An 11,978-nucleotide genomic window follows, 5' to 3' on the forward strand; every position below is an offset into this window, starting at 1 on the left:
CCGCCGGGCGCAGCACCGCCTCGGGGCCGCCGGCCGGGATTCCCGGCCGGCGGCCCTTCGTGCTCCGCGCGGGGTCAGGCCGCGGGCGGCGCGGCGCACGCCCCCGCGGCGCACGCGGTGAGCCACTGGTCGAAGTCGGCGTCGTAGCGGGTGCCGATGCCGTCGTGGTAGACGGCGTGTCCGCCGGCGTAGTCACCGGCGCGGAAGCGGGCGAGCATCCGCTGGACGTCGTCGGGGTGCCGCTCCAGCATGTAGCGCACGGCGAGGTAGCCCCACGGGTAGGTGCGGGTGACATCGCTGTTGTCGTAGGTGCTGTCGAACAGCGTGCTCAGCCGGTACGTGTGTCGCCCGGCCTCCTGCACCGCCTGGTCGTAGGCGATCCCCCGGTAGCCGTAGGAGACGTACTCGGCGAGGCCCTCGATCCACCACACGTCCGGCACCGAGATCTGCCGGCCGAAGTCGCCGGGCATGTCGTCGCGGGCGTCCAGGAAGTGCGTGTACTCGTGGTTGAGGTTCCAGATCCGGGCCGCGAAACCGTCGTCCCGGTCCTTCTGGTACATGATCGACATCGGCTGGTTGGCCGGGTCCGACGGGTCGCCGGTCAGCGTCATGCCGCCGTTGTCGGTGTCGATGCCGTACAGCGGACCGGCGTACATCTGGTAGTCGGCGCGGCTCGCGAAGACCACCAGCGTGAGGGTGGAGACGTACTGGCCGGGTATCGCACCGCCGGCCCGCACCACCCCCCGGAACCAGGCGTCCTGGCGCAGCACCGAGGCGCAGGCGGCGTCGAGGTCGGCCTCGGTGAGCCCCTGGGCGCGGACGGTGATGTTCGCGTCGCAGTGACGGGTCACGGGCAGGACGGCCCGGGTGAGCTTGTCGGGCAGGCCGCACACGTCGAAGTAGCCGCAGTCGGCGCTGTCGTAGGCGGCGGCCTGGGCGGCGACCGCCACCCACAGTCCGGCCGTCGGACCGGTGATCGCAGTTCGGTCCAGCAGGTCCTTCACCGACGGCCGTACGACGTCGCGGAGTTCTGGGTGCTCGGTGTAACGGGCCAGGTTCATGCCGGCGTTGGAGTCCAGGAAGGCCAGGTCCGTGCCGAGCAGGCCGGTGTGGGCCAGCGCGAAGTCGTGCAGGGTGGCGGTGATCCGCGGGTCGGCCGCGACCGCCCGCACGTACGCGGGGTTCCAGTTGCCGCGCCACAGGGGCGTGTAGACGTCGTTGACGGCTCTGATCATGCTGTCGACCGGGTCGTAGGTGCTGTCGTAGGCGGTCAGCAGCCGCCGGTAGACGGGGAGGTAACGGCCCTGCTGGTCGGCGCTGTCGGTCAGGATGACGGTTTCGCCGAGGATGTCTCCGTTGGCCGCGGAGACGTCGCGGGAGTGGTGGCGGGCGAAGAAGGTGTCCATGCCGGCGGTGACGGCGTCGGTGAGGGACGGGGTGTAGGCGCCCACGTCCGCCGGGTGGTTGAACTGCGCGTAGTAGCCGGCCCGCAGGAAGAGCACCAGTTGGAGGAGGCTGCCGGAGTTGTCGCCGCGGTACTGTCCGGCCGTACGGGTGAACGCCCGCGCGACGGTCAGCATCTGGGACTGACGGAAGACGTCGTGCGCGTCCTTGCCGGTGACCGGGAAGAGGGTGTTGACGCAGTCGGCGGTGGCGGCCTTCACGTAGGCCACGAGTGCGGCGCCGGTGCGGCCGCCGAAGTCGGCCGGTGTGCAGGAGCCCGCCTTCACCGGCTCGGTGGCGGGGTGGCCGAACGAGGGCTGCCGGGGGCGCAGCCGGGCCGGGCTGGGACGCCGGGCCTGCACGGCAGGGTGTTCGGTGGAGACGGTGGTCGCGGCGGCGGGTGACGGCACGGGGAGGTGGGCGCGGGCCGCGCCGGCCGTTGTGGGGTGGGCCGGGGGCGCCGCGAGCGCCGGGGTGGACAGCAGGCCGGCCAAGGTGGCGCAGACGGCGGCGGCACCGGCCAGCCGCGTCGCCGGACGGCCGGGTCCGCGTCCGGCCCCGGGCAGCGTGAAGCGATAGCGCATCGGGATTCCTCCACGAAGGGATGCGCCCCGGTGGGGTGTCGGGGCGTGTGACGCACTGTCCCAGCGCGCCTCCACGCCCAACAATGGTGTGTGACATAGCACATGACACCGAGGACTCATAACACCGGACCGTTCGCCGACCACCGGCACCCCGGCCGCGCTCCGGCCGCCGGCACCCGGTCCCGGCCCGGATCCGCCCCGTCCGCCGGGGCGAGCACCGTGCGTGCCCGCCCCGGCGCGCTCACCGCCGGCCGCGCTCCAGGGTCCTTCGTTCGGATCAGACCGGGCTCGCGGGCCCGATCCGAACGAAGGACCCTAACCGCGCCACGGACCCGTCACCGCGAACGTGGTCCCGGGGGTGTAGCAGTTGACGAACATCGTCCGCCCGTCCGGGGCGAAGGTGACGCCGGCGAACTCGCCCCACTCGGGCGCCTGTTCCGTCCCGATGTTCTGCCGGCCACGGGCCATCGGGTACACCTCGCCGGTGCGGGTCAGACCGAACACGTACTGTGCGCCGTTGCCGTCCTCGCAGACCATCAGGCCGCCGCCGGGGGCGAGGCAGATGTTGTCCGGGGACTCGCCGGGCAGCCGCACGTCGGTGTCCGGGCCGAAGACGACGACCAGGGTGAGCCGGCGTCGCGCCGGGTCGTAGCGCCAGATCTGGCCGTAGTGGTCGGCCGCGGAACCGTCCGCGCTCCGGGCGAAGGACGACACGAAGTACACGCACGCGGCGCCCCAGTAGCAGCCCTCCAGCTTCTGGGCGTGCGTGATGCCCCCGGTGCCGTAGTCCTGGAACCGGGTGGGGGTGGTGGCGGCCGCCGGGTCGGGCACGTCGACCCATTCGATGCCGTCGAAACGGGCGCCGGTCTCCCGCACCGTGGACAGGTCCCGGACCCCGGGCACCCGCATCGCCTGGAGCCGGCCCCCCGCGCGCAGTGAGCCGACGCCGCCCAGCGGCTTGTCCGGCAGGAAGCGGTAGAAGAGGCCGAACGGCTTCTCGAAGGCGTCCTCCGTCTCGTAGACGACGCCGTTGCGGGGGTCGACCGCGATCGCCTCGTGCTGGAAGCGGCCCATCGCGGTCAGCGGGACCGCGCCGGTGCGGCGCGGGTCGGTGGGATGGACCTCGAAGACGAAGCCGTGGTCCTTGGTGTAGCCGTTGGTGCCCGCCCTGTCCTCGGTCTCCTCGCAGGTCAGCCAGGTGCCCCACGGGGTGTGGCCGCCCGCGCAGTTGACGGCGGTGCCGGCGACGGCGACCCGTTCGGACAGTACGCGCCGGTCCCCGTCGAGCGTGAGGGCGGTACAGCCGCCCTTGCCCGCGGGGTCGTAGGTGAGGCCGCTGACGAGGGGGACCGGGAAGGCGGCGGTGACGCGGTTCTCGTGGTTGCGGACGAGGTGCGTGCGGCCCCCTCGCCCGGCGAAGGCGGCCATGCCGTCGTGGTGGGAGGGGACGGGCCCCTCCCCGGACCGGAGCCGGTCCCCCTCGCGGGAGAGCACCGTGTAGCGGAAACCTTTCGGCAGGTCGAGGAGGCCCTGTGGGTCGGGGACGAGGGGGCCGTACCCGGTGCGGCCCGCGCCGTGCGCGGCCGCGGTGCCCGCGAAGAGCTCGGACAGGGCCCCGGTGAAGGCGATGCCCGCTCCCAGGGCGCTCGCCCGGGACAGGACCTGACGGCGTGTTGCGGACATACGGCGGTGACCTTCCTGCTGGCGGACAGGAACTGTGACCTCGCCGTGTCTACCACCTGCTGCGGGCCGCCGGAACCACGCGCGGAGCACGTGTCATCCTCCTGCCGCGCCCGGTTCCGGCCGCCCTTCGTCCGTCCGGGGAGCCGATGGGGGCCGGCGTCCGGGCGACGCGTGCCGGCCGCTCCCCGGACGTGCTACCGCTCCGGGTCCCAGGCCGCCAGTCGGTCGAACAGACGCCGGTCGCCGTGGATCTCCAGGGAGTCGAACGGGATACGGCCGTAGAAGCCGAGGACCAGCTCGGCGGCCGTACCCCGGGCGGAGGCGTCGGCCGCGTCCGGTTCCGCGCCGGCGACGGGTGCCGTACCGGGCGCGGGCAGGCGGGCGGCCCGCGAGCCGTCGTCGGAGAGCCAGTTGCGCCAGGAACGGCCCTCGGTGGTGTGGTAGTCGACGGCGGCCGGCGCGTGCGGCCAGGCGACCGTCGTCGTGCAGATGGTGGACAGGAACTCCTCGACACCGTCGAGGGCCACCTCGTCCGGCAGCGGCCGCGGGGCGCCCGAGGCGAGCTGGGCGTCGTAGGTGTGCACCGCGATCTCGTGGAGCTGGCGGCGGGCGACGGCGCGGCAGGTCCGCGGCGACTGCGACCTGCCCCACCACGTCCAGCAGCCGCGCTCCGGTCCGGCCTCCCGCAGCGCGTCCAGCAGCTGCCGCGTCGACGCTGCCGACCAGGCCAGCAGGGCCTCGCGCTCCCGGGGCACGGCCGGGTCCCCCGGCGGTACGGCCTTGCCCGTGGCGTCGGGTCCCGCGGCGACGGTGGCGGCCCAGGCGCGGCGGCCCTCGCCCAGGTGCCGCACCAGGTCGAACAGCGTCCACTCGGGACAGGTGGGCACCCGCGCGTCGAGGTCGGGCGCGGCGGCGACCGCTTCGCGGAAGGCGGCCGACCGCTCGTCGATCAGACGCAGCAGTTCGGGGAAGTCCAGAATGTCTCGCACCCCGGATGTGTATCACCGGGCTCCGGCCCGGGGACAACGGTTTTCCCGCCGGCGCGACGTCGCGCGGGGGCGGCCGGGAGGAGGACGATCGGTACGGGAACCGTCAGCGCGTGGCGCCGGAGGAGACCCAGTCCTCGGTGTCCCGGTGCCGGCCCAGTCCCACGGCCTCGAACTCGTCCCGCCCCGGTCCCCGCCGCACGCCCAGCCGCCGCAGGGCCCGGCAGACCGGGCCGGCCGCCCGGCGGAACAGCCTCCTCGTCGGTGCGTCCAGCGGCCCCAGCGCCAGCGCGCCGGCGGACCATACGGCGGCCCGCTCCTCGCCGACGCCTCCGAAGTACTCGGCCTCCACGTAGGCGACCGGTCCCAGGGCGGACCCCTGGGCGAGCAGCGCGTCGAACTCCGCCGGCAGCCACCGGAACCCGAGCGTCGCCGGGCCCGTGCCGCCCGTGACGGCGGCGCGGACCTCGTCCGTCACCGGCACCAGCGCCAGTCCCCGGCCGAGCGGCACCACCCGGGCTCCGGGGACGGCCCGCGCCACGGCACGCGCCGGCTCCTCCCCCGCGATCACCGCTTCCAGTGCGTAACCCATCTCAGGCCCCTCCCCGGCCGGCCGCGCCCTCATCCCGCCATCACGCCCCGACGCTCCAGGTGCGAGAGGCCCAGGTGCGCAGGTGCGGGGCCTGGGCGACGAGGTCGCGGTACGCCGCCAGGGCGGACTCCAGCAGGGTCTCCGCCACGGCGTCATCGACGGTGTCCGGTCGCCAGACGAGGACGTAACGGCACCACAGCGGGGAGCCGGCCAGCGGTTTCACCAGGATGTGCGGGACGGGCCGCAGCGTCGGCTGGACGAGGGAGACCCCGAGCCCGTCGGCGATCATGCTCTGCAACTGGGTCTGGTCGCCGAGGAACTCGTGGACGGTGAGCGGCGTGAAGCCGGCCGCCGTGCAGGCGTCGTAGAACACCCCGGGCCAGCCGGCGCCGTCGTCCGGGGTGACGAACCAGGCGTCGTCGGCCAGGTCGGCGAGGTGCACCTGCGCGCACTGCCGGAGCCGGTGCCGGGCGGGCAGGGCGACGAACGTGGGTTCGGTGACGATGCCCCGGTGGCGTACGCCGGCCGAGTGCCGCAGTTCCATGCCGGGGTAGTCGGCGGCGATGGCGGCGTCCACCGCGCCCTCCTCCAGCAGCTCCACGATCCGCGAGGAGGCGTAGACGCTGGTGACCGCGAGGGACAGGTCCGGCAGCCTGGCGCGGACGCGGGAGACCGTGCCGGACAGCATGGGTGAGTTGGTCGCGGCCATCCGCAGGGTCCGGTGCGGGGGGCGGCCGGCGGCCGGGCGGTGTCCGATCGCCGCGGCCCGGGTGAGCACGTCCCGGGCCTGGTCGACGACCTCGGCTCCGTACCGTGTGGGCCGCACCCCGCTCGGGCCGCGCTCGAAGAGTTCCTCGCCCAGGTGGCGTTCGATGCGCCGCAGCTGGGTGCTGACGGCGGGCTGCGAGTACCCCAGCTGTGCGGCGGCGCGGCCCACGCTGCCCGCGTCCGCTATCGCGCACAGCACCCGCAGGTGCCGCAGCTCCAGCTCCATCGGTCCACTCCCCGTTCGTCCCCGCCGCCGGTCGCGGCGCCCCGGCCCGCGCGCCCCGTGCGCGCGGGCGGCGGACCGAAGCGTTCCATGGCGCCGTTCGCGGCACAAGCCGCAGGTCCGCCAGGGTGCGCCGGTCACGGGATCCGTACGGCGGGCCGCGGCGGCCCGCCCCCGTCGCGCGGGCTCAGACCAGGTGGGCGAAGACGACCAGGTTCTCGGTGTAGTCCCGCACCGAGTGGTCGTACGCGCCGGAGCAGGTGATGAGCCGGACCTCTGGGCGCGAGGCGTCCGCGTACACGCGGGAGCTGGGGAAATCGTCCTTGGGGAAGGACTCGGCGTCGTCCACGACGAAGTCGGCAGTACGCCCGTCGGCCCGCTCCACGGAGAACCGGTCGCCGGGCGTCAGCTGGTCGAGGCCGGCGAAGACCGCCGCGGAGACCGCCGTGTCGACGTGCCCGGCGATGACCGCGGTGCCCTCCTCGCCGGGCGAGGCGCCCTTGGCGTACCAGCCGACCAGGTTGGTGTCCGCGGCGGGCGGCGGCTCGAGCTGGCCCGAGGCGTTGAGGGCCAGAGTGGTGAAGGGGGCGTCCACGGAGATCTTCGGGATGAGCAGCCGGGTCGGCTCGGACCGGGGCAGCGCCTCACCGACCCGGTGCGGGTCGACGGGCGCGGCGGCCGTCACGCCCGCCGGACGGGACGGGTGGGGCAGTGCCCCCGGCGTGCCGTCCGGCCGCTGGTGACCGCCGAACATGCTGACGGCGAGGACGGCCACCGCCACGCCCCACAGTGTCAGCCGGCCGCCGGAGCCCCGCTCGTCCGGCGCGGGGGACGGGGAGGACGGGGAGGACGTATCTGCTGCCATCGGACACCACCTCTCGGGCACGGCAGCACGGGAATCTCAGGGCAGGGAGGCACGCCGTGGCGCGGCGCCCGGGGCACGGGCCGCCGGCACGGAGGTGCGCCGGCGGCGTCCGCGACCCCTGGGACGTGCCGTCCCGTCAGGACGCCGGCTGGGCAGCCTTCCTGCGGCGCAGCGCGTACGCGCCGGCGGCGCCTACGGCCAGGACGGCGATGCCGCCCGCGGTGGTCCCGGGAGCGGCGAGCGCGCCGCCACCGGTGTGCATGCCACCGCGCGGCTTCTCGTGGTCGTCGCCCCAGCCGCCCTTGTCGTGGCCGCCGCCGCCCTTGTCACCGCTCTCCTTGTCGCCCTTGTCACCCTTGTCGCCCTTGTCGCCCTTGTCGCGGTAGCTCTCGGGGTCGAAGCGGCTGTCGTCGCGGTCCGAGTTCCAGTCGTCGCCGCGCAGCACGGCGAGTGCTCCGCCACCCGTGTGCATTCCGCCGCGCGGCTCGTCGTGTTCCCGGCCGCCGCCGTGCTCGTCGCCGTAATCCTTGTCGTGATCCCTTCCGGATCCCTTGTCGTGGCCGCTGTCGTCACCCTTGTCGTGGTCGCTGTCGGAGCCGCTGTCGTGCTCCTTGCTGTACGAGGAGTCGTCGTGGTCGCCGGCGGGAACGGCGAACGCGGCTCCCGGAGTGGCGAAGGAGAACGCGGCGGTGGCGGCCGCGGTGGCCAGGAGCATGCGGGCAGAGCGCATAGTGATGTCCTTCCGCCATGGCCGGTCAGCGGACACCTCATCAGCTGGGTGGACCCGGCCCTGACATGAACCACCGTCAGTGAGGCCGTGGGCTCCCACCATCCGAGCCGTCCAGCCGGGTCACCACGCCACCCGTCTGCCCCAGCGCGGCAGCCCCACGGCCCCCCGTACGGTCCAGTCGGCGGGACTGCCCCTGCGGTGACGTCCCACCCCTTGTTATGACAGCCGTCATAACGCAGGCTGGGTGCCGACAGCACGGCAGGCCGAGGCGGTGGGAGGAAGCAGTGGCGGACGGGATGGCGCGGGCGCTGTGGGAACGGTACGAACCCGTGCACGACCTCGTGTACTTCGCACCGGAGGCGCACCGGGCAGCGGAAGAGCTCGGCCTGCGCGGCTACTGGATGGGGTACTTCGCCCTGCGCGCCGCGCCCCTGGGCGCGGTGGCGCCGTCCGTGGTGACGAGCTGCTTCTACGTCTTCCATCCCGCCCGGGTGGCCCGGGCGCTGCCGGACGCCTGGGGGTACGCGACCCCGGCCGACGTGCTGGCGGCCCGGGAGGAGGCGGTGGACGCGGCGATGACCAGCCGGTTCGGGGCGGACGCCGTCGGCTCGGCCGACTTCGCCGAGGCCGCGGAGCTGGCGTGGGAGGCGGCAGCGGCCGCGGACACCACCGGCCGGGTGCTGAGCGCCGCCAACCAGGCGCTCGAACGCCCCGAACGGCCCGCCGCCCGGCTCTGGCAGGCCCTGACGACCCTGCGGGAGCACCGGGGCGACTCACATGTCGCGGTGCTGGTGAGCCTGGGGATCGGGCCGGTCGAGGCGATGGTCCTCAAGGCGGCGGCCGGCGAGTCCGACGGGCAGTTCCTGCGTACGACACGCAAGTGGGAGGAGGCGGACTGGGAGGCGGCCGCGGCGCGGCTGCGCGAGTCCGGACGGCTCGCGGCGGACGGCTCGCTCACCCCGGCGGGGGCCGCCCTGCGCGCGGAGGCGGAGGCGCGCACCGACGCGGCGGCCGAGGGTCCGTGGACCGCGCTGGGGGCCGAGCGCACCGGACGCCTGGCCGGCCTCCTGGAGCCGCTGGCCCGCGGCGTCCTCGACTCCGGTCTGCTCCCACCCGCCAACCCGGTGGGACTCCCCCCGTCGTCGTACCCCGTCGCCGGCTGACTTCGACGGCCGGCGCCCGACCGGGTACCGGACCGGGCCGACGACGGTCCGGGGACTGGCCGACGCCAGGCCCGGGAGAGGCCGGGCGGTACCCCGTGCCCGGCGAAGCGTCGCGCCGCCTGACGCCCAGTCCCGCCGGGGGTACGGAGAACCGAGCCCGCTGCGCGGCACGCCTCCCGCCAGTCTCCCGGTTACACCCGATGGGCCGTGCCCGGACGGCGACCGTTCCGGCACGGCCTCCCCCGGGGCCGAGCCGCCTCCCGGCCCGCCCGGCGGGTCGACGCGGGCGGCGGCGGTCCGGGGCTCGCCCGCGCCAGGCCTGGGAGAGGCCGGGCGGTGCCTCGGCCCCGTGCCCGGCGAAGGCGCGCGGCGCCTGACGCGAAGTCCCGCCGGGGGGATTGGGAACGCGAAAGTCCCCTGCCAGGCGCAGGCCGGCCGGTCCCCCGCTCACGCCCGGCGGGTCGACGCGGGCACCGTCCGGGTACGGCCTCGGCCGAGCCGGCAGGGGGTGAGCCGTGCCGGGCGTGCCCCCGCGTCGGGAGTCCGTGCCGAGCCGTGTCTCCGGTGGGCGGGACTCCCGCCGTTGGCTGGGTGGCTCTGTCAGGCGTGGGGTTCCGTCCGCCGGGGCCGGGTCGGGACCGTACGCTGGGGACGTGGGCGAGTGGGACGAGGATCCGGCGCGGGTCGCGACCCGGCTGACCGGGCGTCCGGCCGGCCGGGTGCGTACGGTGCCGGGGTCGCCCGCGGAGGTGCTGCTGGACGGCGGGACACCGGTGATGGTGAAACGCGGCGGCGGTCCGCGCGCCGTACGCGCCGAGGTGGCGGGGCTGCGCTGGCTGGCCCAGGCGGACGCGGTCCGGGTGCCCGCGGTGCTGGGACACGACGAGCACTGGATGGTGACCGAGCGGGTGGCGACCGGCGCCCCCGGCCCGGAGGCGGCGGTCCGCTTCGGGCGGGCCCTCGCCGCTCTGCACGCGGCCGGCGCGCCCCACCTGGGCGCGCCTCCGCCGGGCGGCCCCGAGGACGCCTACATCGGGAACGCGCCGCTGCGGAACGCGCCGGGCACCGACTGGCCCCGCTGGTACGCCGGGCACCGCGTGCTGCCGTACGTGCGCGCCGCCACCGACCGGGGCACGCTCCGCCCCGGTGAGGCCGTTCTGTTCGAGCGGGTCTGCGAGCGGCTGCCGGAGCTGGCCGGCCCCCCGGAGCCGCCGGCCCGGCTGCACGGCGACCTGTGGAACGGCAACGTGCTGTGGGGTGCGGACGACGAGGTCCGGCTCATCGACCCGGCCGCGCACGGCGGACACCGGGAGACCGATCTGGCGATGCTCGGGCTGTTCGGCTGCCCCCAGCTGGACCGGATCCTCGCCGGCTACAGGGAGGTGGCCCCGCCGGCGGACGGCTGGGAGCAACGGGTGGGCCTGCACCAGCTGTTCCCGCTCCTGGTGCACGTCGTGCTGTTCGGGAGGTCGTACGCGGACCGGGCCCTGGCGGTGGCGCGGGAGGCGCTCGCGCGCTGACCCGGTGCCACCCGCGGGAGCGCGGCGGGCCGGCCTCCCCCGCCCGAATACCGGGTACCCGTACGGGCCGAGGGTCTCCGGCGCGTCGACGGGACTGCACGGTGTCCGTCTCCTCGCACGGGCGCGGTCCTCGCCCCTCCCGGCCCGTGATCACGGAGCGTGAGGAAACCAATCACCCGTTCGGCTCGTATAAGGACGTGAAAGCCTAATCAGGGAGAGACCATGCAACCGTTCACGCTCAACTACGCGCGGCCCGCTGTGCAGTTGGACGTCACCACTCCGTACGCGTACGACTCCGGGCTGCAATTGAACGTCCTCCCGGACGGGCGGGCCGCCGCCACCGATCACGCGACGTTGAGAGCGCTCGGGACCACCACCTCGACCGCCGGTTCCAAGACGCACTTCGACGACTGAACCGCGGACGCCGAGAAGATGACCGTGCTCATCCTGACCAGTGAAGAGGACGTGACGGCGGACATGGTGGTCCTCCGGCTGGGCGAGGCCGGGGTGCCCGTCGTCCGGCTCGACCCTGCCGACCTGACCAACGGGGTCTCGCTGTCGGGCGAGTTCGTCCACGGCAGCTGCCGCGGCCACCTGTCCGTCGGGGGGCGGCTGGTCGGCATCGGCGGTCTGCGTTCCGTCTGGGTGCGCAGACCGGGGAGTCCCGCCGCCCGCGCCGCCCAGCCGTCGGCCTGGCTGACGGAGGAGTCGTCGCAGGCCCTGTACGGCATGCTGCGCTCCGGTGACGCCCGCTGGATGAACCATCCGGACGCGGCCCGCCGGGCCCGCCACAAGCCCTGGCAGCTGCGCCTCGCCCAGGGCAGCGGCCTGCCGGTGCCGGCCACGCTGATCACGACGTTCCCGCAGGCGGCCCGGGCGTTCGCGGAGCGCTTCCCCGACCTGGTGGTCAAACCGGTCTCCGGCGCTCACCCGCAGGAGCCGCCGCGGGCGGTGCCGACCAGCCGGGTCGCGCCGGACGCCGACTTCGCGGCGGTCGCCTTCGGGCCGACCCTGCTACAGCGGCGGATCGCCAAGCGGGCCGACATCCGGCTCACCGCCGTGGGCACCACCCTGCTGGCCGCCCGCAAGCCCGCCGACCCGGACGCCGGTCCCGACGACGTGGACGTGCGCTTCGCCCCGTCCATCTCGCCGTGGCTGCCCGTGGAGGTGCCGCCGCGTGTCGCCGAGGGCGTGCTGCGCTATCTGCGGGACGCGGAACTGGCCTACGGAGCGTTCGACTTCGCGGAGGACGCGGACGGTATCTGGTGGTTCCTGGAGTGCAACCAGTCCGGCCAGTTCGGGTTCGTGGAGATGGACACGGGGCAGCCGATCGCCGCCACCATCGCCGCGTGGCTCGCCGAGGAGGAACGGCCGGGCCACGGGTGCGCGCGGGGTGAACGGAGTACGGCATCGTGAGGCCG

11 protein-coding genes are annotated in these 11,978 nt (G+C 74.9%); 4 read left to right on the plus strand and 7 right to left on the minus strand.

Annotation, left to right across the window (positions count from 1 at the left end; translation table 11 throughout):
- Positions 1 to 74: 74 nt before the first annotated feature.
- From ACIQVT_RS13790 to ACIQVT_RS13820, 7 genes are all read right to left on the minus strand, one after another.
- Positions 75 to 2,027, minus strand: coding sequence for a collagenase (locus ACIQVT_RS13790; RefSeq protein ID WP_403751685.1), 1,953 nt, complete (start codon positions 2,025 to 2,027; stop codon positions 75 to 77).
- Between the two features lie 315 nt (positions 2,028 to 2,342).
- Complete coding sequence (locus ACIQVT_RS13795; protein WP_403751687.1) at positions 2,343 to 3,710, minus strand: alkaline phosphatase PhoX; 1,368 nt, start codon at positions 3,708 to 3,710, stop codon at positions 2,343 to 2,345.
- Positions 3,711 to 3,904: 194 nt separating this feature from the next.
- On the minus strand, positions 3,905 to 4,699 hold the full coding sequence (locus tag ACIQVT_RS13800; RefSeq protein WP_403751689.1) for a maleylpyruvate isomerase family mycothiol-dependent enzyme: 795 nt from the start codon (positions 4,697 to 4,699) through the stop codon (positions 3,905 to 3,907).
- Between the two features lie 103 nt (positions 4,700 to 4,802).
- Positions 4,803 to 5,288, minus strand: coding sequence for a hypothetical protein (locus ACIQVT_RS13805; protein WP_403751691.1), 486 nt, complete (start codon positions 5,286 to 5,288; stop codon positions 4,803 to 4,805).
- Positions 5,289 to 5,328: 40 nt separating this feature from the next.
- Entirely contained in the window at positions 5,329 to 6,282 is a 954-nt protein-coding gene (locus ACIQVT_RS13810) for a LysR family transcriptional regulator (protein WP_403751693.1), read from the minus strand.
- Positions 6,283 to 6,466: 184 nt separating this feature from the next.
- A complete protein-coding gene (locus ACIQVT_RS13815; RefSeq protein WP_403751695.1) occupies positions 6,467 to 7,144 on the minus strand; it encodes a class F sortase in 678 nt (225 codons plus the stop codon).
- A gap of 136 nt (positions 7,145 to 7,280) precedes the next feature.
- On the minus strand, positions 7,281 to 7,874 hold the full coding sequence (locus tag ACIQVT_RS13820) for a hypothetical protein (RefSeq protein WP_403751697.1): 594 nt from the start codon (positions 7,872 to 7,874) through the stop codon (positions 7,281 to 7,283).
- Positions 7,875 to 8,158: 284 nt separating this feature from the next.
- Between ACIQVT_RS13820 and ACIQVT_RS13825 the strand changes: the two genes are divergently transcribed.
- The 4 genes from ACIQVT_RS13825 (at position 8,159) to tgmB (ending at position 11,973) form a co-directional block, all read left to right on the plus strand.
- A complete protein-coding gene (locus tag ACIQVT_RS13825) occupies positions 8,159 to 9,037 on the plus strand; it encodes a hypothetical protein (protein ID WP_403751699.1) in 879 nt (292 codons plus the stop codon).
- Positions 9,038 to 9,690: 653 nt separating this feature from the next.
- Positions 9,691 to 10,557 carry a fructosamine kinase family protein gene (locus tag ACIQVT_RS13830; RefSeq protein ID WP_403751701.1) on the plus strand — a complete coding sequence of 289 codons (867 nt, stop codon included), beginning with the start codon at positions 9,691 to 9,693 and terminating at the stop codon, positions 10,555 to 10,557.
- Positions 10,558 to 10,779: 222 nt separating this feature from the next.
- Positions 10,780 to 10,971, plus strand: a complete 192-nt coding sequence (tgmA, locus tag ACIQVT_RS13835; protein ID WP_071376133.1) for a putative ATP-grasp-modified RiPP — start codon at positions 10,780 to 10,782, stop codon at positions 10,969 to 10,971.
- Between the two features lie 18 nt (positions 10,972 to 10,989).
- Entirely contained in the window at positions 10,990 to 11,973 is a 984-nt protein-coding gene (gene tgmB / locus ACIQVT_RS13840; RefSeq protein ID WP_403751704.1) for an ATP-grasp ribosomal peptide maturase, read from the plus strand.
- Positions 11,974 to 11,978: the final 5 nt, after the last annotated feature.

The sequence above is a fragment of the Streptomyces sp. NPDC100445 genome, assembly GCF_044759735.1.
GTDB lineage: Bacteria > Actinomycetota > Actinomycetes > Streptomycetales > Streptomycetaceae > Streptomyces.

Bases quoted from the DNA above. Each gene is read 5' to 3' on its own strand.
- ACIQVT_RS13810 (WP_403751693.1), bottom strand. From the start codon at position 6,282: ATGGAGCTGGAGCTGCGGCACCTGCGGGTGCTGTGCGCGATAGCGGAC.
- ACIQVT_RS13795 (WP_403751687.1), bottom strand. From the start codon at position 3,710: ATGTCCGCAACACGCCGTCAGGTCCTGTCCCGGGCGAGCGCCCTGGGA.
- tgmB (WP_403751704.1), top strand. From the start codon at position 10,990: ATGACCGTGCTCATCCTGACCAGTGAAGAGGACGTGACGGCGGACATG.
- ACIQVT_RS13790 (WP_403751685.1), bottom strand. From the start codon at position 2,027: ATGCGCTATCGCTTCACGCTGCCCGGGGCCGGACGCGGACCCGGCCGT.
- ACIQVT_RS13815 (WP_403751695.1), bottom strand. From the start codon at position 7,144: ATGGCAGCAGATACGTCCTCCCCGTCCTCCCCGTCCCCCGCGCCGGAC.
- ACIQVT_RS13805 (WP_403751691.1), bottom strand. From the start codon at position 5,288: ATGGGTTACGCACTGGAAGCGGTGATCGCGGGGGAGGAGCCGGCGCGT.
- tgmA (WP_071376133.1), top strand. From the start codon at position 10,780: ATGCAACCGTTCACGCTCAACTACGCGCGGCCCGCTGTGCAGTTGGAC.
- ACIQVT_RS13820 (WP_403751697.1), bottom strand. From the start codon at position 7,874: ATGCGCTCTGCCCGCATGCTCCTGGCCACCGCGGCCGCCACCGCCGCG.